This window comes from Brevibacillus daliensis (assembly GCF_021245735.1).
Classification (GTDB): domain Bacteria; phylum Bacillota; class Bacilli; order Brevibacillales; family Brevibacillaceae; genus Brevibacillus_B; species Brevibacillus_B daliensis.
Genome location: NZ_JAJISB010000006.1, coordinates 124,957 through 148,685, shown reverse-complemented (window position 1 = coordinate 148,685; position 23,729 = coordinate 124,957). Strand labels below are relative to the sequence as shown.

General features: G+C 42.1%; 24 protein-coding genes. All 24 read right to left on the bottom strand.

All coding sequences use genetic code 11. The annotated features are described in order from the left end of the window. Nucleotides 1-17: 17 nt before the first annotated feature. The 24 genes from LM917_RS08410 to fliF all read right to left on the bottom strand — a co-directional run bounded on the left by LM917_RS08410 (nucleotide 18) and on the right by fliF (nucleotide 23,716). Complete coding sequence (locus LM917_RS08410) at nucleotides 18-2,084, bottom strand: chemotaxis protein CheA (protein ID WP_232697052.1); 2,067 nt, start codon at nucleotides 2,082-2,084, stop codon at nucleotides 18-20. A gap of 16 nt (nucleotides 2,085-2,100) precedes the next feature. Further along, nucleotides 2,101-3,243 (bottom strand): protein-glutamate methylesterase/protein-glutamine glutaminase, encoded by a 1,143-nt coding sequence (locus tag LM917_RS08405; protein WP_232697051.1) that lies wholly within the window; start codon nucleotides 3,241-3,243, stop codon nucleotides 2,101-2,103. 48 nt (nucleotides 3,244-3,291) lie between these two features. Continuing rightward, a complete protein-coding gene (locus tag LM917_RS08400; RefSeq protein WP_232697050.1) occupies nucleotides 3,292-4,158 on the bottom strand; it encodes a MinD/ParA family protein in 867 nt (288 codons plus the stop codon). Further along, complete coding sequence (flhF, locus tag LM917_RS08395) at nucleotides 4,151-5,635, bottom strand: flagellar biosynthesis GTPase FlhF (RefSeq protein ID WP_232697049.1); 1,485 nt, start codon at nucleotides 5,633-5,635, stop codon at nucleotides 4,151-4,153. The genes LM917_RS08400 and flhF overlap by 8 nt, the downstream gene beginning before the upstream one ends. Beyond that, the gene (gene flhA / locus LM917_RS08390; RefSeq protein WP_232697048.1) at nucleotides 5,632-7,686 is read right to left on the bottom strand and encodes a flagellar biosynthesis protein FlhA; all 2,055 of its coding nucleotides are present in this window, start codon (nucleotides 7,684-7,686) and stop codon (nucleotides 5,632-5,634) included. The genes flhF and flhA overlap by 4 nt, the downstream gene beginning before the upstream one ends. Next, nucleotides 7,683-8,783: a flagellar biosynthesis protein FlhB gene (gene flhB / locus LM917_RS08385; RefSeq protein WP_232697047.1), complete on the bottom strand. Its 1,101-nt coding sequence runs from the start codon at nucleotides 8,781-8,783 to the stop codon at nucleotides 7,683-7,685. Before flhB ends, flhA begins: the two co-directional genes overlap by 4 nt. Then, on the bottom strand, nucleotides 8,780-9,565 hold the full coding sequence (gene fliR / locus LM917_RS08380; RefSeq protein ID WP_232697046.1) for a flagellar biosynthetic protein FliR: 786 nt from the start codon (nucleotides 9,563-9,565) through the stop codon (nucleotides 8,780-8,782). The genes flhB and fliR overlap by 4 nt, the downstream gene beginning before the upstream one ends. Before the next feature lie 3 nt (nucleotides 9,566-9,568). Then, nucleotides 9,569-9,838: a flagellar biosynthesis protein FliQ gene (fliQ, locus tag LM917_RS08375; RefSeq protein ID WP_232697045.1), complete on the bottom strand. Its 270-nt coding sequence runs from the start codon at nucleotides 9,836-9,838 to the stop codon at nucleotides 9,569-9,571. A gap of 15 nt (nucleotides 9,839-9,853) precedes the next feature. Then, nucleotides 9,854-10,633 carry a flagellar type III secretion system pore protein FliP gene (gene fliP, locus LM917_RS08370; protein WP_373688769.1) on the bottom strand — a complete coding sequence of 260 codons (780 nt, stop codon included), beginning with the start codon at nucleotides 10,631-10,633 and terminating at the stop codon, nucleotides 9,854-9,856. Nucleotides 10,634-10,635: 2 nt separating this feature from the next. Beyond that, nucleotides 10,636-11,331, bottom strand: coding sequence for a flagellar biosynthetic protein FliO (locus LM917_RS08365; protein ID WP_232697044.1), 696 nt, complete (start codon nucleotides 11,329-11,331; stop codon nucleotides 10,636-10,638). Nucleotides 11,332-11,335: 4 nt separating this feature from the next. Beyond that, the gene (locus LM917_RS08360) at nucleotides 11,336-11,698 is read right to left on the bottom strand and encodes a response regulator (protein WP_232697043.1); all 363 of its coding nucleotides are present in this window, start codon (nucleotides 11,696-11,698) and stop codon (nucleotides 11,336-11,338) included. A 29-nt stretch (nucleotides 11,699-11,727) separates the two neighbouring features. Then, nucleotides 11,728-13,080, bottom strand: coding sequence for a flagellar motor switch phosphatase FliY (fliY, locus tag LM917_RS08355; protein ID WP_232697042.1), 1,353 nt, complete (start codon nucleotides 13,078-13,080; stop codon nucleotides 11,728-11,730). Continuing rightward, nucleotides 13,073-14,068, bottom strand: coding sequence for a flagellar motor switch protein FliM (gene fliM / locus LM917_RS08350; protein ID WP_232697041.1), 996 nt, complete (start codon nucleotides 14,066-14,068; stop codon nucleotides 13,073-13,075). Before fliM ends, fliY begins: the two co-directional genes overlap by 8 nt. A gap of 57 nt (nucleotides 14,069-14,125) precedes the next feature. Continuing rightward, a complete protein-coding gene (locus LM917_RS08345; RefSeq protein ID WP_232697040.1) occupies nucleotides 14,126-14,575 on the bottom strand; it encodes a flagellar basal body-associated FliL family protein in 450 nt (149 codons plus the stop codon). 12 nt (nucleotides 14,576-14,587) lie between these two features. Next, nucleotides 14,588-14,806, bottom strand: coding sequence for a flagellar FlbD family protein (locus LM917_RS08340; protein WP_232697039.1), 219 nt, complete (start codon nucleotides 14,804-14,806; stop codon nucleotides 14,588-14,590). Nucleotides 14,807-14,928: 122 nt separating this feature from the next. Next, entirely contained in the window at nucleotides 14,929-15,735 is an 807-nt protein-coding gene (locus tag LM917_RS08335) for a flagellar hook-basal body complex protein (protein ID WP_232697038.1), read from the bottom strand. Between the two features lie 85 nt (nucleotides 15,736-15,820). Then, on the bottom strand, nucleotides 15,821-16,222 hold the full coding sequence (locus LM917_RS08330; protein ID WP_232697037.1) for a TIGR02530 family flagellar biosynthesis protein: 402 nt from the start codon (nucleotides 16,220-16,222) through the stop codon (nucleotides 15,821-15,823). Between the two features lie 23 nt (nucleotides 16,223-16,245). Further along, nucleotides 16,246-17,577, bottom strand: a complete 1,332-nt coding sequence (locus LM917_RS08325; protein ID WP_232697036.1) for a flagellar hook-length control protein FliK — start codon at nucleotides 17,575-17,577, stop codon at nucleotides 16,246-16,248. A 59-nt stretch (nucleotides 17,578-17,636) separates the two neighbouring features. Continuing rightward, nucleotides 17,637-18,521 carry a MotE family protein gene (locus LM917_RS08320; protein ID WP_232697035.1) on the bottom strand — a complete coding sequence of 295 codons (885 nt, stop codon included), beginning with the start codon at nucleotides 18,519-18,521 and terminating at the stop codon, nucleotides 17,637-17,639. A gap of 14 nt (nucleotides 18,522-18,535) precedes the next feature. Beyond that, nucleotides 18,536-18,988: a flagellar export protein FliJ gene (gene fliJ, locus LM917_RS08315; RefSeq protein ID WP_232697034.1), complete on the bottom strand. Its 453-nt coding sequence runs from the start codon at nucleotides 18,986-18,988 to the stop codon at nucleotides 18,536-18,538. Then, nucleotides 18,989-20,311, bottom strand: a complete 1,323-nt coding sequence (fliI, locus tag LM917_RS08310) for a flagellar protein export ATPase FliI (RefSeq protein ID WP_232697033.1) — start codon at nucleotides 20,309-20,311, stop codon at nucleotides 18,989-18,991. It abuts the gene before it with no gap. Beyond that, nucleotides 20,308-21,138 carry a FliH/SctL family protein gene (locus tag LM917_RS08305; protein WP_232697032.1) on the bottom strand — a complete coding sequence of 277 codons (831 nt, stop codon included), beginning with the start codon at nucleotides 21,136-21,138 and terminating at the stop codon, nucleotides 20,308-20,310. Before LM917_RS08305 ends, fliI begins: the two co-directional genes overlap by 4 nt. Beyond that, nucleotides 21,122-22,135, bottom strand: coding sequence for a flagellar motor switch protein FliG (gene fliG / locus LM917_RS08300; RefSeq protein WP_232697031.1), 1,014 nt, complete (start codon nucleotides 22,133-22,135; stop codon nucleotides 21,122-21,124). Before fliG ends, LM917_RS08305 begins: the two co-directional genes overlap by 17 nt. Nucleotides 22,136-22,147: 12 nt before the next feature. Further along, a complete protein-coding gene (gene fliF / locus LM917_RS08295; RefSeq protein ID WP_232697030.1) occupies nucleotides 22,148-23,716 on the bottom strand; it encodes a flagellar basal-body MS-ring/collar protein FliF in 1,569 nt (522 codons plus the stop codon). Nucleotides 23,717-23,729: the final 13 nt, after the last annotated feature.

Here is a 23,729-nt window from a genome sequence, read left to right as displayed (position 1 = left end):
TTTTATTCCTCCCCGAACTATTTAATTAACGCATTGCAATCCAGAATGAGGGCAACTTGTCCATCACCTAGAATGGTTGCACCTGAAATAGCAAATACATTAACAAGATATTTTCCCAAGGTTTTTAGAACAATTTCTTGCTGGCCAATGAAAGAGTCAACGATCAGACCAGCCATTTTATCTCCCTTACGAACAATAACAACCGCCACTTCGTCTTCTTTTGTAATACCGTTAACAGGAATACTAAAAATTTCTTTTAACGAGACAAGCGGAACTATTTTTCCTCTAAAATCTATCACTTGCTGACGATGTGCCATCATGATATCGCTTTTCTTAACGACGGCAGTCTCGATGATTGAGCTAAGCGGAACAGCATACTTCTCAGCTTCAATCTGAACCAGCATGGCAGAAATAATTGATAAGGTTAACGGTAATTGGATACGGAAGATGGAACCAGCGTTAGGAGAAGAATCCACCGAAACTGATCCACCGAGCGATTCAATCTTTGTTTTTACAACATCAAGCCCTACACCACGGCCAGAGATATCAGATACTTGATCTGCTGTACTAAATCCAGACGCGAACAAAAGTTCGTAAATCTGTCTATCTGTTAATGTCTCTGCCATAGTAGGTGTGACGATGCCACGTTGTAGCGCTTTGTTCAATACTTTGTTCTTATCGATTCCAAAACCATCATCTTGTACTTCGATAAAAACATGATTACCACTATGATAAGCCTTTAATTGAACGACGCCTTCCTCTGGCTTGCCCATTTGAGTGCGCTGTGCAGGAGATTCAAGCCCATGGTCAATAGAATTACGAAGTAGATGGACAAGTGGATCACCAATCTCATCAATAACGGTGCGATCCAGCTCTGTTTCTGCTCCAATAATCTCCAGATTAACTTTTTTGTTCAGTTCTTTTGCCAAATCTCGGACCATACGTGGGAATCGGTTAAAGACCTGCTCAACAGGAACCATGCGCATAGTTAAGATGATGTTTTGCAAATCTCCACTGATGCGACTCATGTGTTCAACTGTTTCATGCAATTCGGTTTTATCAATTTCCTTAGCAAGCTGTTCTAAACGTCCTCGGTCAATTACCAATTCACTAAACAGATTCATCAGAATATCAAGACGTTCAATATCAACTCGAATTGTTTTATTCCCATTTACTTTTTTTGTTGCTGTTTGGTTTTGTGCTGGTGTATTCCCTTTTGTTTCATCTTTTTGTTTTTGTGCGACTGGTGCAGATGCAGCAACCTCTTTATTCATATCAGGAAGCTGAATTGTTTCAATCAGCACTTCACTTACCTCAGAAATATTGCTGATTTTATTGGTGATTTCTTCTGCTGGTCGAGCAGTAATATAAATGACCTCAAATGAGCGATCAAATCTTTCATTCTCAATGTCTTCTACGCCTGGTGTAGTCTTGATAACTTCACCCAATGTTTCCAACTGATCAAACACCATATACGCACGTGCCGCTTTTAAAACACAATCTTCACGTAGAGAGATGTGTATCCAGTAAATATTGTGACCACTCTCTTTAGATTGACGCATAATTGTAATGGCGTAATCATCAAGTTCATAGTTACGAGTTACACTTTCCTGAGTACCTTCGCTATGAACGATCTCCTCACTAGTTTCATTAGAAAGGGCAACAGCGGATGCAGCAGCACTTTCCTGGACGGCTTGTTCAAAGTCTCCTGATACGATCGTTCTTAGCACTTCTACTAATTGCGATACATCAAGTACCCCGTTCCCACCTTCCATAATGCTTTGTACCATCTCTTCCATGGCATCAACACTTTTAAAAATGACATCCATGATTTCGCTGGTAATAGTCAATTTCTGATTGCGAATCAAGTCTAGTACATTCTCTGTTTCATGGGTGAGGCTTGCCAAATCTTCAAACCCCATCGTAGCTGCCATACCTTTTAAAGTGTGAGCCGAGCGAAAAATTTCATTAACGACACTAATATCGTGAGGATCATCCTCAAGTGTTAGTAAATTGGAGTTAATAGCCTGTAAATGTTCCCTTGATTCCTCGATAAACATGTCAAGATATTGATTCATATCCATTGTGAATAACCTCCTATCAGGTTACGAGTCGAACTAGCGTATCTGCCATCTTGTTAAGAGGAACGACATAGTCTGCAAGTCCAGCATGAATGGCTGCTCGGGGCATTCCAAATACCACGCATGTACTTTGATCCTCTATTAATCCTGTTACCTGAACTGATGCTTTCAGATTTTGCAAGCCTTCTGTTCCATCCGCCCCCATTCCAGTCAAAATGACTGCCCACTGACGGATTCGTTTCAATTGACTTGCTGACATAAACATGACGTCTACCGAAGGACGGTGTCCGCCTTTCGGTTCTGCTTGATGCAATTTTATGTATAAGGACCCATTTGATTGTTGTTCAACTTCCATATGATAACCACCTGGTGCTATATACGCAGTGCCTGCCAATATTTCCTCGCCTTGTTCTGCTTCTTTTACAGTAATGGCACAAAGAGTATCTAAGCGTTGCGCTAAACTCTTTGTAAAACCTGGCGGCATGTGTTGAACAATCAAAATAGGAGCAGGAAAATCAACTGGTATGTCCGGCAATAAGGTTTGTAGCGCACGAGGACCACCTGTAGACGTGCCTAGTAATACCAATTTCTTTAATGAACCATCTGATCGTTCTATTCTTTGCTCTACATTCAACTTTTTTGTAGAAGGAACTTCTTGCCTTATTACTCGCGTTGTCGTTCGCTTTTTTACAAGAGATGGTAGAGGTGTAATGGAATCTGATTTCAATTCCTCTATTACCTTTACCGAATTTCTTTGCTTACGTGATTCAGCCGCCTGTTTTACCATCTCAACAATATTCTGGCCAACCTTATGAATGTCGAGCGAAATTGCTCCCGACGGTTTATTAACAAAGTCAAAAGCTCCTAACTGTAAAGCTCTTACTGTCGCATCTGCCCCTTCCTTGGTCACATTGCTTAACATGACAACAGGGACGGGATATTCTTCTTGCAATCTCTCCAAAGTAGCAAGTCCATCCATTACTGGCATTTCCACATCGAGGGTTATTACATCTGGTGAAACTTCCTTTACTTTGTTCAGGCACTCCTCACCATTTCGAACCCTGGACACTACTTCAATGGAAGAATCGCTCTCCAAAATATCGGAAATCACCTTGCGCATGAAAGCGGAATCGTCTGCTACTAGTACACGTATTTTTGTCATCTGACCGCTCCCTTCTTCTCAATTCGCTGTGATACCGCATCCATTTTGTTACATCCATTTTCGCAGCCTGGTAAGAAATCCTTTTAATCCTGTCTGATCCACGAATTGAACTCTTTTCTCATCCGTTCCGCAAAAAGTTGAAACAAGTTGCCTTATTCCTTTTGCAGCTGGTGAATAAGGAAAGGCGATAATAAATGGTCGCTGCTGTTTTACTGCTTTTGACACGTGTTGATCGTCAGGAAGCATCCCTAGTGTTGAAGCACGAAATCCAAGAAATTTTTCTGCAACCACTGTTAATTTTTCTGCCGTCTGCTCCCCTTCTTGGGTCGAGGTTGCCCGATTGATAACTAATTTAATTTTTGCATCCGGTTTCTTCATATGAACAACCTTCATCATGGCATAGGCGTCAGTGATTGCAGGCGGTTCAGGTGTCGTTACCAATAAAATCTCATCCGCTGCAAGGATGAACTGCAACGATTCCTTCGTAATACCCGCTCCCGTGTCAAACAGGATAACGTCTGCATAACCTTGCAGCTTGGTAAGTTCAGTAAATACCTTTCCTAGCTGCCACTCCTCGAGTTGAGAAAATTGGGTAAAACCAGAACCACCCGCAATAAACTCCAACCCATTTGGACCTTTTTCAATAATGTCAAAAATTGTTTTATCGTCTTCTAACAGATGCATTAAATTCTTCTTCGGGGTTATACCCATTAGTACATCAAGGTTAGCTAGTCCCAAATCCACATCAAACAATAAAACCTTCTGACCCTTTTCTATCAATCCAAGGGCAAAGTTGAGCGTTACATTCGATTTTCCAACTCCTCCTTTACCACTGGTCACAGCAACGAGTCTCGTGCTTCTTCCGGTAGTCTTCTCCTGGATTTGTTCTCGCAAACGTTGTGCCTGATCATTCATGGCCTTCTTCTCCTGCGATCAGATTCGTTATTTTTGTAACTGTGACCGCTTCGATGTCATCTGGAACATTTTGTCCAGTAGCAAGATAGGAGAGCTTCATATTATGCTCTTCAATCAAGCCTAAAATAGAACCATACTGAGTTGTTTCATCTGCTTTGGTGAGAATGACACTTGAAATAGGTACATCCCTGAACTTTTTGATAATCGTCTCCATGTCCTTGTACTTGGATGTTAGGCTCATAACGAGAAGATGTTCACTCTGTTCAGGCCATTGCAATAAATCTCTCATTCTGTCTACATACTCATCATTTCGATAGTTACGCCCTGCTGTATCGATAAACACAAGGTCACAGGTCGAAAGTCTTTCCAGCGCCTGTTCCATCTCAGCTGGTGAAAAAACGACTTCAAGAGGAACGTTTAAAATGTTGGCATATGTTTTTAATTGTTCCACAGCAGCGATCCTATAGGTATCCGCTGTAATGAAGCCTACCTTTCGTTTCTCCTGCAACATGTGCCAAGCAGCCAATTTGGCAATAGTCGTTGTTTTTCCTACCCCAGTCGGTCCAAAAAAGAACAAATAGCGAGTATTGCTGTCAATCTTGCTACCTATTGCAACTGCCTTTTCTACTCGTCTATAAATAGTAGTGCGCATGAGTCTGTCTGTCTCTTCTTTTGAAAGAGTAGACATATCAGATGTCTCTTTCATCACATCTTGTAAAAGGCTAGCAACAATCTCTTCTTTTACTTCATTCTTCACTAATCGATCCCGCCATTTTGCAAGAGCAGCTGGCAACTGTTCTTCCCCTTTTTTGGAAAAGAGCAGTTTTTGAAACATTTCCCTCATATCTCTCAGCTCACCCAGCATGTCTTGATACTCTTGTATTCCAGCGTTTTTTTCAGGGGTGATAGTTGAAGAAGAAGCAGAATTGGCCTGGATCCTATTTTCATTACTTGTTGTTATTGGAGCATCAGTTGCAGTTTGTTCCAATCGTTCTGCAACAGTTGCTTGTTTACCTTGGGAAGAAGCAACTATGCTCAAAGGCTGCTTCTCTTCTAGTTCGAAGCTCTTTGGCTCATTCGTTATAAATGGTCTCTGTGCACCCGGTTCCTTTTTCGTTACGCTAGGTGCTTCAGGAGCTCTCTCCATTAACGTTACCGCTGATGGAGCTGTTGTGTTATCTGGTTTGATAGGCTCATTTGTTTGTTGGTACGCTCGGTGCACAAAATGGTTGGAGGCTGGACGCACAATCGGCTCCTTTTTCGCCGCTTGGCGCAATGGAGCCCTTTGTTGTACAGTCGTCTCTTCTTTTGCCTCAACGGCAGCGATAACTTCTACCTGTTGTTTCCGAAACATCCCCAACCAGCCACCCGTTTTCACTTGCTTGGTATTCAGGATGACAGCATCTTTACCTAGTTCCACTTTGATTTTATCCATGGCTTCTGGCATGGAGTCTACCACATAACGTTTTACAATCATGATACATTCACCACCCCTACACTCTGAACTTCAATATGGGGCTCTAATTCACTGTAGGAAAGGACTGGGATATCAGGCATGATTCTTTCCATCAGTTGTCTCAGGTACATTCTTGTCATAGGTGAAGACAAGATGATCGGCTGTTGTCCCATATTTATCATTCGATTTACCTGTTCAGACATATGTTGGTAGATTCGTTGTGACGTATCAGGATCCATCGCTAGGTAACTTCCCTGCTCGGATTGCTCGACATTCTCCGAAATCACTTTTTCCAAGGTAGGACCAGCTGTCAAAACGCGAAGCGGCTCGCCCGGATGTGTAAATTGAAGAGTGATTTGTCTAGCAAGTGCTTGTCTCACATATTCGGTCAATACTTCAGGATCTTTGGAATATAGTGCATGATCTGCAAGTGCTTCCAAAATCACTGACAAGTTTCGAACCGAGATTTTTTCTTTTAATAGTTTCTGTATAACTTTTTGAACATCACCGATAGACAATAAGGAAGGGATTAATTCATCAACCAGAACTGGAGCTGTTTCTCTTACATTATCTACCAGTGCACGTGTTTCCTGACGTCCTACCAATTCATGCGAATGTCTCTTGATGATTTCTGTTAAATGGGTTGCTACTACTGAAGGAGGATCGACTACGGTATAACCAGAGAGCTCCGCCATCTCCTTATTCTCCTCCGAAACCCATAAAGCAGGTAAACCAAAGGCAGGTTCCGTTGTAGGTATCCCCACTACTGATTCGTCTTCAAAACCAGGACTCATCGCCAAGTAATGGTCCATCATAATCTCACCTGATGCCACCTGGTTACCTTTGATTTTTATGATGTATTCATTCGGTTTTAATTGGATGTTGTCTCGTATGCGAATTACTGGTACCACGATCCCCAGTTCAAGCGCACACTGACGACGAATCATGATAACGCGGTCTAATAAATCACCGCCTTGTTTTGTATCTGCAAGAGGAATTAATCCATAGCCAAATTCAAATTCGATTGGATCAACCTGAAGGAGGTTGATAACACTCTCTGGGCTACGCACTTCCTCCATTTGTTGCTCCTCTTCTTGTGTAAACGTTTCTTCCTGGTCGCTCTGCTGTTTCTTCGTTAGCTGCATGGCAGCCAAACATAGGATACCAGAAACGATACCAGTTGGAATAATGCTAATCGGGGTGAAAAGACCGAGAAGAAACATTACTCCTGCCACCACATATAAAAGTTTCGGTTGACCAAAGAGTTGACCGGTAATATCTTCGCCCAGTCCACCTTCTGATGATGCTCGCGTCACGATGATACCTGTAGCAGTCGATATTAATAAGGCCGGTATCTGACTGACGAGTGCATCACCGATGGAGAGTAGTGTGAATTTTTGTAAGGATTCCATAAAGCTCAATTCGTGGATAGCGACCCCAATAATGAAACCGCCAATAATGTTAACAATGAAAATGACAATCCCTGCGATGGCGTCCCCTTTTACGAATTTACTTGCACCATCCATTGACCCGTAAAAATCCGCTTCACGCTCAATTTTTCTTCTGCGAATACGTGCATCTTGTTCACTAATCATCCCTGCATTAAGGTCTGCGTCGATACTCATCTGTTTTCCAGGCATAGCATCCAACGTAAAGCGAGCCGCTACCTCTGCTACACGTTCCGAACCTTTGGTGATAACGATAAATTGTATAATAATGAGAATAAGAAAGACCACAAAACCAATTACTGCGTTACCGCCTACAACAAAGTCCCCGAACGCGTGGATAACTGAACCACCTTCTGCATGGGCCAAAATGTTCCGTGTAGTTGAAACGTTTAACGCCAATCGGAACAAAGTGGTTAATAGCAGAACGGTTGGAAAAATTGAAAAGTCTAATGCTTCCATTGTGTACATGGAGACAAGTAGGATGACAAGGGCTAAAGAAATATTAACAATAAGCAGTATATCCAAAACTGCAGATGGAAGTGGTATGACCATCATTACGACTATACTAAGCACGAAGAAAATCGTGCCCATCTGTTTCGCACCCACCCTGTCTCCTCCTCTCATCGCTTCGTTTTACCCTGAATTTTATACACATAAGCCAAAACCTCAGCCACCGCTTTAAAGAGATCCTCAGGTATCTGTTGTCCGATTTCTACCTGATGATACAACGCTCGGGCCAAAGGCTTGTTTTCCATCGTAACGATGCGATTTTTTTTGGCTATCTCTCTAATTTTTAATGCCAGAAAATCTTGCCCCTTAGCAATGACGGTTGGCGCCACCATTTGTGTAGAATCATATTTGATCGCTACAGCAAAATGCGTCGGATTTGTGATAATTACATCAGCATTAGGTATTTCCTGCATCATACGACGCATAGCCATCTGCCTTTGTCTTTCTTTGATCTTGCTTTTGATGAGGGGATCGCCCTCCATTTTCTTATGTTCATCCTTGATGTCCTGTTTGGACATGCGCAGATTTTTTTCATAATCATATCGCTGATACATGTAATCCATAATGGCCAGAATGGTCAGCAATACACCCACCGATATTCCCAGACTTACAACCCGGTCACCCGCAAATTGAAGGAGACCCTCCAAAGAATAGAAATATAGCAGTGGAATTTGGTCCTTTATTCCCCATAAAATCATGGAAACTACTATCATGCCCGCTGTAATTTTCAAAACCGATTTTAATAATTCCACGAGCGATCGCATGGAGAATATCTTTTTGAACCCTTCTATTGGATTCAGCTTTTCCAGCTTCATCATGATTGGATCAGTTGAGAATAGTACACCGACTTGCATATAGGTCACGGTGACAACTACCAAATAACAAACAGCGAAAACCATTGCAATAATGAGAGCGGCATCAGAAACGATTTGCATTGTAATCGCCTGTAGATTCCCATAAGCAATCTCCCAATTAAGATAATGGTTCAGCGTCTCCCGAACTATATGGAGACATAGTTCTAGCATCCATGGACCTGCAACCATCAGTAGAAAAAATACGGAGGTAATCGTAACCGCTGGTGCTAAATCGGCACTTTTACTAACCTGACCTTTTTTTCTGGACTCTTGTTTTTTATGGGGAGTCGCTTTCTCTGTTTTCTCTCCATTAAAATACTGAAGATCCATCTGGAATAAGAATGGATGTCTGCTCATGATGTGCCTCCCCCCAATATCCCAATCAGTTCAGCAAGTGCATGGAACATCTGGGAAATATAGTTGCCAAGGATAATGAAAAATCCTGGCATGACCACAATCAAGAGTAGGAAGCTGACCAAAAGCTTAATCGGTAAACCGACAACAAAAATGTTAAATTGTGGTACTGTTTTCGCGATAATCCCCAAGGATAGGTCCACTAAGAACAAGGAAACCACAATGGGTGCAGCCATCATGAAAGCACTGAAAAACATATGAGAAAAAGCCTTTATGACGAAAAACCCAAAAGCATCGGAGTGTAAATCTACGATGAGTGAATCTACTGGAATGGATTGATAGCTTGAGATTATCCCTCTTATCATCAGGTGATGTCCGTTAATGGATAGAAAGTAAAGCGTCGCCAAAATTTCCTTTAACCGTCCTGTAATCGGAACGTAAGCACCTGTTGCGGGATCCACCACGTTAGCCATGGCAAGACCCATTTGCAAATCCATTAAACCACCAGCTACTCTCACCACAGAGAACATCATCTGTAATAGATAACCGAGTACCAAGCCGATCGCCGTTTCCTTTAGTGCATATACTGTGAAGGATATATCTAGTGGGATTTTCCCAGTTATTGGTACGTAGGCAAAGCTGATAAAGGCCATCACTGCGGCAAACCCGATTTTAAAATGGTTAGGCATTCCCCGTTGATTAAATAGCGGTGCTGCAATGATAAAAGATGCAATTCGGACAAACACCAGCAGGTAAACTGGTAATAATGTTTCGATAAGTGCCATTTCCTACCCCACGAATTGATAGAGATTACTCATAATGTTAGTAGTAAACTCTACGACAGTCTGAAGCATCCATGGTCCAAAGATAAGAAGGGAGATAAAAACTGCCACAATCTTCGGTATGAAGGCTAGTGTCTGTTCCTGTATCTGTGTCGTGGCCTGAAATATACTGACCGTAAGACCCACTAGAAGAGCGATTCCCAAAATTGGAGCCAAAACAATCAAAATGGTATAAACCGAAGATTGTGCAATCTGCAAAATCATATCGGATGTCATGTTATATCAGGCCTCCTAAAAGCTTAAGAACAGTGACTTAATAACCAGATACCAGCCGTCTACCATAATAAACAATAAAATTTTAAATGGAAGAGAAATCATGACAGGCGGTAGCATCATCATACCCATACCCATCAAGATACTAGCTACAATCATATCGATTACCAAGAACGGGATAAAAAGCATAAACCCGATTTGGAAAGCTGTTTTCAGTTCACTGATCGCAAATGCCGGAACCAAAGCCACCAGGGAAACATCCTCAATACTCGCTGGTTTCTCAGCTCTAGAGTATTCAAGGAACAGTGCAAGATCTTTCTGTCTCGTCTGTTTCAGCATAAAAGATTTGAGTGGTGTTATTGCCTCAGTCAGAGCCTGTTCTTGTGACAATTTCCCCTGCATGAATGGTTGAACGGCATTATCATTGATTGTCTGTAATGTGGGTGCCATGATAAAGAATGTTAAAAATAAAGCTATCCCAACCAAAACCTGGTTAGGTGGCATCTGCTGGGTAGCTAGTGAAGTCCTAACGAATGACAGAACCACGATTATCCTGGTAAAACAGGTCATAAGAATCAAAATAGCTGGTGCTATTGATAATACTGTGAAAATAAGCAATAACTGCATGGTAGTAGTCGTAGACTCAGGAGTATCCGCATCTCCACCAATTTTCAGTTCTACTTGAGGAATTTGTGGTAAAAATCCACCAGACGTAGGGCTTGCTTCTACAATGCCCGCTTGTGAAAACAGACCGAGAAATAGCACACAGAAAATAAATAGGTGTAACATTCGTTTCATGATTAATCCCCTTTGTGACGGTTTTGATTCCAAGGTTCCTGCGTGGACTTTTGATCAGAAACCTCCCGCCACTGTTGCTCCAGCATCTCACCAAAAGATGCATCCTGCTGATCCTGTTCTTCAGCCTGGAATTTGTTTTTAGAAGGCAGCAAACTATTCAGCTTACTCCAGGACCATTCTGTTGATGGTTTCCTTGATTCCATATCAACTAGAATGACGTCCAATTCATCACCTGGAATGACGTCCAATTCATCACCTGGAGGGATATGACGGATCATTTGAACACTATCGCCTACCCCAATTATGTAAAGATGGTCTCCTATCATGACTAGTTGCAATGACTTACCGTTCCCTAATGGAAAACCACCCAACGAACGAAAAGGACCATTTTCACGAAAGCCCCCCGTCTGTTTTTTGCCCAACCACTTTAACAGGAGCACAATAAGAGCGACCACAACTGCCAAGGAAAAGAAAGTCTGAATTAAAAAGCTAGCGATACTTGGGCTCTCCGGAAGTGGTGCTTCATTCTTCTCCCCTGCCGGGTCCGTTTGCGTTCCCGTCCCTTCCGGTTGTAACCAATCATACGCTGACCCAGGAGAGGTCTGCGCATTTGCAAATACGACTTGTTCTCTTTGAACAAGGAACAAACAACTCAAAATGCATGTAACCAGCACTGTACAGCGTGTGAACCATTTCATCCGACTAGCTCAGTGTCTTTTTGATCGCTTCAATAACGCGGTCAGCTTGGAATGGTTTTACGATGAAGTCTTTTGCGCCTGCTTGGATAGCATCAATAACCATCGACTGTTGCCCCATTGCAGAACACATAATTACACGAGCACTTGGATCGATCTTACGAATTTCTTTCAAGGCAGCGATTCCGTCCATCTCCGGCATGGTGATATCCATGGTTACTAGGTCTGGTCCCAATTCCTTGTATTTCTCAATTGCCTGAGCACCATCACTCGCCTCGCCGACAACGGTAAACCCGTTTTTGCTCAGGATCTCCTTAATCATCATGCGCATAAATGCGGCGTCATCTACGATTAAAACTTTGTTGGACATGGATAGTTCCTCCTCGAAAACTCTCTACTTTATTGTAACTTTTGTACTCGATCCCACTGACTAATAATATCTGTTACACGAACACCAAAATTCTCATCGATAACAACAACTTCACCTTTTGCAATCAGCTTGTTGTTAACCAAGATATCAACAGGTTCACCTGCTAATTTATCCAGTTGGATAATAGAACCAGCAGATAAATCTAAAATATCCTTGATAAGCTTCTTCGTTCTACCTAGTTCAACTGTTACCTGTAACGGTATATCTAACAGCAGGCCTAGGTTTTGATCATCTATTCCACTGGAAGCAGGTGTTTGGAAAGCTGCAAATTGCGCAGGCTTCACATTCGCCTGTGGTTGCACATGCCCCATGTTTGGTTGCGTTGGTTGTTGGTAATACCCGTGTGGATATGGAACATGACCTGGATAACCATATGGTTGTTGCGGTGGATATCCGTATGGCGGTTGTTCATAACCAGTTGGTGCACTCATCGGCATACCATAGTTTGGCTGTGGAGCTTGCTGAACTGGTGGCTGAACGTATGGCTGCGCACTTTGTTGATAGGGAGCAGCAGGAACATCAACGCTATTCTCTGGCGGATAATAGCTTGCTTCCGGTTGAGATGGAGGTGCTGCTATTGGCTCAGGTGCGACTACACTGGCAGCTAATTCTTCTACCGCTTGATCCGATCCTGTTAATCGACTAATCATTTGCTTAGCAAAATCGATCGGCAATAATTGCATGATAGAAGAGTCAATCAACTCCCCTTTGTCACCCACTTTAATTTGGAAAGAGATTTTTACCAGCTCTTCTCCAGATGGTAAGCCTTCTTCGCCTTGACCAGTTTGTAAATCAAGCATATCGATACCTGGAGGCGAAATATTTACCAATTGATTGAAGATCGTTGACATCGAGGTTGCCGCTGAACCCATCATCTGGTTCATTGCTTCTTGAACGGCACTTAAATGCATCTCAGATAATTCCAGATTACCGTCTCTTCCGTCTCCGCCCATCATTAAGTCTGCTATTACTGATGCATCAGAGACTTTGATAACTAGCATGTTGATTCCCTGAAATCCATCCGTATATTCTACATGTACAGCCACATGTGGACGAGGGAATTCATCAACCAATTCACTTCTTTTTACAATGGTTACTGTTGGCGTCGTAATATCAACCTTTTGATTTAATAAGGTTGATAATGCTGTAGCAGCACTTCCAAACGTGATATTACCAATCTCTCCTAGTGCATCCTGCTCAAAAGGGGATAAAAATCCATCCACATCCGGCTTTGCTTCCTCATCCGTTTGTTCTTCGGAGAGGTTGTCGCTGGCTTTCAGCAAAGCGTCGATTTCTTCTTGCGACAACATGTCTCTACTCATAAAGCTCCTCCCCCTCCTCAATTATTTCATCAATTTGAACCGCAACCTTGCCTTTCAACGTTCCTGGTTGAGCAAGGAATTTGAGTCGACTTCCCACTTTTATTTGTAGTTTGGAATCGATTACTTTATCGAGCTGTATTACGTCCCCTGGAACTAGCCCCAAAAATTCTCGAACTGTAATCGTGCTGGTACCTAGCTCTGCACAAATCGGAAGCTTTGCTGTCTTAATTTGTTCTTGTAACAGTAATTGTTCCGTTTCATTCCGTTCTTTTTGGTTTGTAGCAAACCAGTATTGACCAGATAGTTTTGGCATGATCGGTTCCAGAACAACGTGAGGTAGACAAAGGTTAATCATCCCTGTCGTATCACCGATTTTCGTACTAAATGAAATAACAGCTACGATTTCGTTCGGGGATACAATTTGCATGAACTGCGGATTCATCTCCAGCACTTCAAGATAGGGATCAAACTCAATGATTTGTTTCCAAGCTTCATGAAAGCTATCCAATGCCTTGCTGAAAACTCTTTCCATTACCGTGTTCTCAATTTCAGTTAAAGCTCCCATTTTATCGGGGATCATTCCCTGACCACCCAGTAATCTATCCAGCATGGCGTATGCAATATTGGGGTTAACCTCCATTACCATCCTGCCTTCAAGAGGTGGAGCTTTAAAAACGTTCAGAATCGTCATCTTCGGAATAGAACGTATGAATTCGTCGTACGGTAATTGATCTACAGAGGCGACATTGATCTGCACGAAGGTCCGAAGCTGAGCTGAAAAATAGGTGGTTAACAGCCTTGCATAGTTTTCATGAATACGAGTAAGTCCACGGATTTGATCCTTGGAAAAGCGCAGTGCTCGTTTAAAGTCGTATACTTTTACCTTCTTTTCAGCGTCTTCCTTCTTCAGCTCATTCGCGTCCATTTCCCCTGAGGAAAGGGCAGCGAGTAACGCATCAATTTCACTCTGTGAAAGTACCTCGGCCATGGCGGTCACCTCCCTTTGTGCTATGTATCTCTCGTCCCATATGTATCCTCTCGCTTGCTATGTCTTTTTCAATGTCGTGGTGGATACGTAGACGATCTTACCATCTTGCATGATTGAGCTAATATCATTTAAAACCTTAGCTTCTAATTTATTCAGCCCCTCTGTTCCCTTTAAATCATCCAGAGTGAGACCAGCTAGTGTTTTAATGATGATCTGTCTTACTTGAGGCATTCTTTTTTCTAATTCTTCTTTACCATACTTGCCATCAGTAGTAAGCGTAAATTGAACCACAACAAAGTTGTTCGTTAATAAATTGGTGGTGATCTCTCCAGTCTCAACTGAAAACTCAACCATTTCATTGGCGGTTAGTGCTTGTACAACTTGAGTAGAATTTGCGGGTTGTGTAGGTGCAAATTTGTATATCCACAAGAAAAATGCAGCTACACCCAGCAAGGTAATACCGATAAGCATAATAAGTGCCATATTAAGCAATTTGTTTTGAAACATGTTGGCCTCCCGTTATTCACTGGATTTACTCGGTTGCCCAATGGTCTTTGCCAGGTAAGATTCTTGATAAAAACGTTTCATCTGTGCAATGATTTCCTCAACCGATTCTTTGACCAAATACTTTTTGCCAGTAGTCAAGGTAATGACGGTATCTGGGGTTCCCTCAACCAGCTCGATATGAATGGCATTCAGGTAGATCTTGCTACCATTAAATCGTGTGAGATGGATCAATGCCTTCACATCTCCTCTTCCATAATAAATGGTAATAGTTATGTAGATCCTACTGTCCAGCTTGGTGTGGAACAGTGAAGAGGATAGGAACTATGCTATCCCCTTCTTGCTCCATAAAAATATTATCGTTTCAAGTTAATCAGTTCTTCCAACACTGAGTCAGAAGTGGTGATGATACGTGAATTAGCCTGGAAACCACGTTGAGCAACGATCATCTCTGTAAACTCTTCACTCAAGTCAACATTAGACATTTCTAGTTGACCGGAGATGACTTTAGAGTTAGCAGCAGTTGGTTCTACAATTTCAAAAGCACCATCTGGATTGGCTGCAACTGTTACTTTGTACAGGGAGCCACCTAGTTTTTCAAGACCTCCTGGATTAGAGACCGCAGTAACACCCACTACTGCAATTTCTTCTGGCTCTCCACCTTCAGCAGGAATACCGATTACAGAACCAGTTGGTGAGATTGAATAGGAGCCAAATTCTTCACGTGAGACTTGAATAGGTGCCCCACCGCTATCTGCAAGGAACAAGCCTTGTGGATTTACCAAAAATCCATTTACATCTCTGGTAAAATTCCCGGCACGTGTTAAAAATTGTTGGTCTTCTCCATCCGTTACAACAAAGAATCCATCGCCTTCAATTGACAAGTCAGAAGTTAATCCAGTAGTCATTGGGCTACCTGCTGAATGAATTGTATCAATTGCAGCAAGATTTACACCCAACCCAACTTGCTTTGGATTAATACCCCCTTGTCCATCTCCACCAGCAGATTCACTTCCGATTTTCTGGTTTAAGATGTCTTGGAATACCACGCGACTTTTCTTAAATCCAATCGTGTTAACGTTAGCAATGTTGTTACCGATTATATCTAATTTTGTCTGAAAGCCTTTCATACCGGATACTCCGGAATACATGGAACGTAACATTGTTTTTCCTCCCTGGGATTTGAATCGATGAATTGCATCAATCAGTCAGCAATTCTAAGGCTTCCTCTCGTGAGGTCCGGCCCATTTATACAAATACAGCACTGTCTATATTGGTAAAGACACTATCCTTCATACGACCTTGTTCGACTGCGGTAATCACCTTTTGATTCGGTACACTAACGACATAGGCTACTTGATCCATTAAGACGAGCGTTTCTCTTGCTCCCTTTTGTCTTGCTTTTTGCACACCGTTTTCCAGTCTGGTGATTTCATCAGGCATCAAGGTAATGTTACTTTCTTGTAATCGTTGCAATGCGTGTTGACTAAATGAGAGTGACGATACCTTCTGCTTATTAGTTGCTTGCTGCAGTGATTCTGCAAAAATCTGCTCAAAGGAATTGTTAGCAGTTTTTTGCTTATCAATAACATGTGGTACGACTGTTCTCGTGGGAAAATAGGCACTGCCTACTCGTATTGGTTGATTCATCTTTCAATCACCATCCCTTGATCCTACGCGGTGAAGTCAACTGATTTGTCAGTACTTATCCCACGAATCTCCGTTTCATTATTCAGTAGAGTGTCAAAGGTCAAATCACTTGATTCTTCGCTTTTGTCATCACGATTACGCTGATCCCTTGCTTGCTGTCCAGCTTGCTCTCTTCCTTGATCAAACGTGAAAGGGGTAGAGCTATTGTTCTGATTTACTTCGATCTTGTCCACTTGAATGTTTTGACCAGCAAGTGCTGTACGAAGCTGGGAAAGCTGTTGTTCCAACGCTTCTTTTCCATGCTTGGTTTCTGCAACAAACTGTGCGGTAATTACACCATTATGCGAAGTGATTTTGACATCAACTTTTCCCAAATCTGCTGGATGAAGAACAATTCTCGCTTCAGTTACACCTTCCGCAGACCCGATTTTTAACTGTCTGACAAAGAGGTTTGTTACTTGCTCAGGAATTTTTTCTGCTTCAACTAGATAACTGTTCAGAGTCTGTGATGCCCCTGTAGGTTGTACGATAGAAGTAGATGGCATATTAACCTGAATCAATGGTGAAGCTGTTTGCATCTCACTAGCCTGCTCTGTAGATGCTACCGTTACATTTACATGCTGATTGGCTGCCTGTGCAAGTGGCTTAGCTATTCCTGCCTCTTGAGAGTACTTCATCAATGCAGACTGAAATGCTGGTGTTTGAACATGATTTACTGTCATTTGTGGTTTTTCAAGTAAGGCAGAGGAGACAGCATATCCGTTCATTCCTGCTTGTACGATGGTAGACTGAGTTGATTTTGCTTGGCCGTTTTCTTTAAGATGTGTCAGATTAATTCCCATTTGAGCTAAGCTTTTTTCAACCTGATTCAGAAAATCACGATTGCTTCCTTTTGTCTGATCCAAAGGAATCGAAGACATTTTCCCAATTAAGTCTACTAATTTGCCAGCATCTTCTTCCGGCATACCCTGTTTGATGAACAGCTGTTGCAAAAGTTGTTTGCCCTCTGGCTGTTGTAATGGAATAAGGATTTTGCCTTCCTGATTGGTAGCGATCGTACTCTCTTCTCCAACCAATTGTTGCAACTGCTCCTCAAGTGAAATCTCAGGTTTGGTAATTTGCACTTGTTGAAGCATTGCTAACAAATCCAATATTGCCAATTGATCCTCTTCTGATAGACCTTCTTGTTGAATCAAATCCATCGATTCTAACGAAGCCCATGCTGCACCAAACTGAATAGCAAAACCATTCGATCCGGTTCCTTCTGTCATCTGCTGCACACCTGGAGGAGTGACGCCTCCTGGTTGTGCTGCACCCGTAGTTACTGATGAAATAGGCATCATATTCACGTTCATCCAATCACCTCCCTTATAATCAATTTCGTTGCTTTATGTATACGTTAAAAGGAAAACTTTTAACGGGGCAACGCATTGGTAATGCGGGCAGCTAGCCCAGCATCAGTTTTGCTGATTTCACCCAATATCTCGCCACGTTTGCCATCTGCCATCTGACTAAGAATACTTAGAGCACGCTCTGTATTCGTTTTATACAGTGTTGACAAAATTTTGGCTGCATCAATCGTGTTCATGGAGTTAAAACTCGCTACCAGCTTCTCTGAAGTAACCTTGCTCGTATCTCTTGTTTCTCCTAACGCCTTCGTTAGGATAATAACTCGCTGCTGAAGTGCTGCGATATCATCATCTTTAGAAATCTGCTGATCTTTGATTAAGATGGAAAGATCGGCCGCTTTTTTAGGGTCCATCTTTGCCAATATTTGTGACTGTACGTCTGTTTTCATTTTGGCTAAAACCACTACAGCTTCCTCATTAGACAGGTTTTCTAAAATAGCAGCGGCGTTCTTAGGTGACATAGTAGCATATGTCTTGGCTAGGCTTTGAAACTGCTTTTGTCGCTCTTCTTCATCCACACGCTTTTGCTCTGATGTTCGTTGTAATTCTTTAACTTGCGTCTGCAAAGCCTGGATGGTCGCTTCTTTTTCGTTGACCGCTTCTTCCAACTTAGCTGTTTCTTGCTTGTTTTTCTCCAACACCTGTTCCGTTTGAAGACCTTTATTTTTTTCATCGGCTACAGGATTTGTCGCTGTATTTGGACCATCATCTATTACCTTCTCAATAAAGGGAATTTTATTAATCGTTTCTTTGATTCCCCCGATGACATCGTACCCAGAAAAGCTGAGGATAATTCCAAGCAATAAACTAGTAAATAAAGCTGGAATCAGGATGATATAGAAAAAGAACTCCCATCTGCCATACCCGCGTTCTTCTTGGACTTCTTCCACAGATGAGCCTCCTTTCATCCCTGATTCACTCGCCTATGGTAGCGTCGAACTCCGATTTCATCCATTTCTTTTTGTTCCAGCTGCATTTGAAACTCTTGATGTTTTATTTCAGCCTTCTCCCTTAAAGTGGACCAGAGCTTCGTCTCTTGCATATGACCATATAATTTATTTTGACAACGTTGCACTTCTTTTTCACAACCAATAATCTTTACTTTTTGAGAAGTAATTTGTCTATCCACAACCTGCTGGTATTTCGTTACAGCAAGTAGTTGGGCCGCACTACAAGAATCGCCCTGCATATCAACCAGTGCTTCAGCCATTCCTTCCCTGCGATTAACAAGTTTGTATAAGGTAGCCTCTTCCTGCTGTTTTACTTGAACGGAATGTCCATATGCCCATTCAGCCTGTTCTTTTTCTTTTTCCTTCACATCAAGAACACGTTGTAGATGAAAGCGGAACGATTTCACTTACATCACTCCCCCAAAATGCGCTAGTAATGCCTGTACCGTTGAATTGATCTCAGATGGTTCATGAGTTCCTTGCGCAGTAAAATCTCGAATGACATCACGATACCGAATAGCTGCATCAATATCTCGATTGCTTCCCATCTTGTAAGCACCAATGTTAATGAGATCTTCTGCTTCCTTATAGGTTGCCATATGACGTTTTAATTCCCGTGCAGCGTGCATATGCTGAGAAGTTGTAATTTCATTCATGACCCGGCTCACACTTTGCAATATATCTATGGCAGGAAAATGTCCTCTTTGCGCGATTTTACGATCTAGTACGATATGACCGTCCAGGATACCTCGCACGGCATCAGCAATCGGATCGTTCATATCATCAGAATCTACAAGCACCGTGTACAGAGCTGTGATACTCCCCTTTTCAGAAGTTCCTGATCGCTCCAATAATTTGGGCAAAAGAGCAAATACAGAAGGGGTATAACCCCGCGTTGCAGGTGGTTCACCTACCGCTAGTCCCACTTCACGTTGAGCCATGGCGAACCTAGTAACTGAATCCATCATCAACATGACATTTTTCCCACGATCTCGGAAGTATTCCGCTATGGATGTTGCAATCATTGCGCCTTTTATTCTGATCATCGCAGGCTGGTCTGATGTGGCTACTACTACAACTGATCTTTTCAGTCCCTCTTCGCCTAAATCTCTCTCGATGAAATCCCGGACCTCACGACCTCGTTCACCTATAAGAGCAATGACATTAATATCAGCTGTCGTATTGCGGGCAATCATGCTCATTAGTGTACTTTTCCCTACACCTGATCCGGCAAAAATACCAACACGCTGCCCCTTGCCGATTGTAAGCAACCCATCAATCGCTCTTACCCCCAGGCTAAGCGGTTCGTTAATACGAGGCCGTATAAGCGGGTTAGGAGGTGGATTGTTTGTTGGATAAGTAGTAAGCCCATAAGGGAGACGTTCATTGGTTAATGGCCGCCCTAACCCATCTAGGATACTACCCAATATTTCGGGTCCTACTTTTACTGATAAAGGTTGTCCGGTAGCAACAACATCACAACCTGGCCCGATGTGGGAAAGATCACCTAGTGGCATTAACAATACTCGATTGTCCCGAAAGCCAACGACCTCCGCCATGATAGGCTCATTATGATGTGGTGACTCAATCAAGCATACCTCACCCAACTTCGCTTCTGGCCCCTGTGACTCCACAGTTAGTCCGACCACTTGCATTACCTTTCCATTAATCCGATGTGGATTAACGTTTCGCAATGTAGTGAGGTATTTTGCTGTATCCAGGGTTATCACGCTAATTCACTTCCCTGTGCGATTTCAAGTAAGGTCTGTCTAATCTCATTTAGCTGCGTATCTACTTTTGCATCAACGCTTCCAAATGGCGTTCGTATGACACAACCTTCATCGGCAATGGAATAATCAGGGTAAATAATTAATTCCACCTGTCCATCAAAAAGAGAAAGCAACTCTTCTCTTTGTTCTTCAACAATAGTGTAAAATTTATGATTTACAGCAATAGTTACCTGGCCTGAAGCACGTGAGCTTCTCAGAGCCTGTTTGACAATCTCCAAAATCTTCTCTGGAGAAAGCTGTAATTCTTGTTGAATAATTTTTTTACTAATCTCTGTACTTAATTCCACGAGAAAAGGCTCTGATTCTGCAATAATCTGCTCTTTTATTTGATGAGCATGTACTAACAGTGCCTTCGCCTCTTCCACATGGTGTTCTTCTTCTTTTATTGCATCCTGGTAGCCTTCATTTTTTCCCAAGGCATACCCTTCTTCATGAGCCTTTTCATAGCTTTTTGCAGCCATCATCTCTGCTTCCTGAGATTTCTCATCCCACCAAGCAGCAATCTGCTGCTTAACCTGCTCACGCTTTTCTTCAGCATGTCTGGAAGCATCAGCTAGAATAGTCTGCGCTAACTCCTGAGCATCACGGATGATTGCTTCAGCTTCTTCATTTGCTTCCATTACAGTTTGATCTTCGCATTCTTGAAACATCTCTTCAGGTTCTATCGTCTTATGTTTTGCTACAACAGTTTTAGTAACTTCTAAAAGAAACTTATCAGATGATTGGACAAATCGGTCTGCCTTTAGAATCCTAGACAATGATATCATCTCCTCCGCCGCGGGCGATGATGATTTCACCAGCCTCCTCTAAGCGACGAATTGTAGCCACAATTCGGGATTGCGCTTCTTCAACGTCACGCAATCTGACCGGTCCCATGAATTCCATTTCTTCTTTGAAAGTATCTGCCATCCGTTTTGACATGTTGCGGAAAACTGTTTCTCTCACTTCTTCGCTTGCTACCTTCAGTGCAAGCTGTAGATCGTTGTTGTCTACATCGCGGATGACACGTTGAATGTAACGGTTGTCCAAAAGTGAAATATCTTCGAAAACAAACATGCGTTTTTTAATTTCTTCTGCTAGCTCAGGGTCTTGAATCTCTAGAGAATCAAGGATGGTGCGCTCTGTACTTCTATCAACACCATTTAAAATATTTACAATTGATTCAATACCGCCTGCTTGGGTGTAATCTTGAGTAACAGTAGCTGACAATTTTTGTTCAAGTACGTTTTCAACCTGTGAAATCACCTCTGGAGAAGTACTATCCATCAGTGCTACCCTTTTAGCTACATCTGCTTGTCTATCTTGTGAAAGAGAGGACAAGATCATCGATGCTTGCTGAGGCTCAAGATATGCCAAGACAAGGGCAATCGTTTGAGAGTGCTCATTTTGAATGAAGTTAAGGATTTGACTTGGATCTGCTTTACGGGCAAAGTCAAACGGTCTAACCTGCAAATTAGCAGTCAATCGATTTAATATATCTAACGCTTTGTCTTCACCTAATGCTTTTTCAAGAATTTCCTTCGCATAGGTAATACCACCTTGAGCAATTACCTCGTTTGCAACTGCAATCTGATGAAATTCCGACAAAATTTTACCCTTATCCTCATGATCTACACGACGTACATTTGCTATTTCCAATGTCAACTGTTCGATCTCTTCTTCACGTAAGTGCTTAAATACTTGTGCAGAGACATCGGGACCAAGTGATATGAGCAAAATTGCTGCCTTTTGTTTTCCCGTTAATTCCTTTACAGCACGAGCCACTTAACTCACTCCTTAGTCTTCTGCTAACCATGTACGAAGCAAGACGACGAACTCGTCTGGATTGCTTCTTGCTAATTTTTCAAGTTGTTTACGAACAACAACATCATCTGAATTATCTTCAATTGATAGATCAGGAATGATAAGTGATTGTGGAGGTGTGAATTCCTCTAATAACTCTTCGTCTTCTTCCTGTTGCTTGCGACGACGTATGATTGCATAGGCTGCCGCACCAACTGCAAGTAAAGCAAGTACACCAATTCCAATCATCATTGTTGGTGTAAAGAAAGGTGTTTCTTCAACAACAGCTTTACCTGAAAATGGTTTCGCAAATACAGATATACGGTTATTAATGTCTTGTTCTGACATATTCTTATTGCTTAATGTTACACGTACTACATTCCCAATGATTTGCTCGATATTATCAAGTGTAGGCTGATCCAATTGACCGCCATCTGGAGGTTCTACTCCAACGTTAATCGAAATATCTTCTATCTGATATGGGCTCTGTATTACATTTTGTGTAATTCGATTTACTTCTCGATTTACAGTGTTGGTAAGCTCTTCGTATTCACTGTTACCACCTTGGCCATCCGCTGACTGCATACTTGGAACCTGATTATCACCAGTTCCACCAATACCACCAGGCGGAGTAGCTCCTGTGCCAGAGTATGTTTTGGATAATTGTTGAGAACTTATAATAATGCCCTCATCATCTACAACAGGTTGAACCATGTTTTCGACACGGTTAACCTTGTCAAAGTTCATTTTCACCATAGTATGTACGATTACTTTGTCACGTCCCATAATAGTTGAGAGCATGTTTTGCAGGTTAAGTTGGATTTTCTTTTCAACTTCTTGGCGAATTTTTTCCTGTTGTTCAAATGAAGTTAGTGATGTACCGTCATCTTCATCTTTCATTTCTAGTAGATTAGAATTCTGATTTGAAATGGTAATATTTTCGAGTGGCAAATTCTTTACTGATCGTGACACAATATAATATAAGGACTTAATTTGTTTATCAGTAAGATCTGTACCCATTTCCGTAATTACCATTACGGATGCGGTAGCTTTTTCATTCGGATCGGAGACGAAGAGCGTATCTTCTGGCATGGTTAAAATAACTTCTGCATCTCTGACTCCTTCAACTTTTTTAAGTATATTTCTGATTTCCTGTTGCAGGGCATCCTTTTGCATAACTTCGAATTGTCGATCTGTCATACCAAACATGCTTCCTGTGAAGATATCAGAACTGATGCCTGCATCTTTTGGCAATCCCATTGCTGCTAAATCAACGACTACTTCCTGTGCAACAACTTCTGGAACCTGTATACCTGTTCCATTTCCTGTGATGCGGTAGTCAATTTTACGTGCCTCCAGCTCTTCACGGATCACGCCGACTTCTTTCTGACTTAACTGGTCATACAAGTTTACATAGACCGGGCGCGAAGCAATATACAGGTAGAGCGCCAGCGAGATTATCAGAAACAGTACGGATGCACCAAACAACATTTTTTGTTTTTTGGAGAGCTTTTCCCACATGGTTTTTACTTTGTCTCGATATAGCAATAATCTTTCGTTCATGATTCACCTCTAC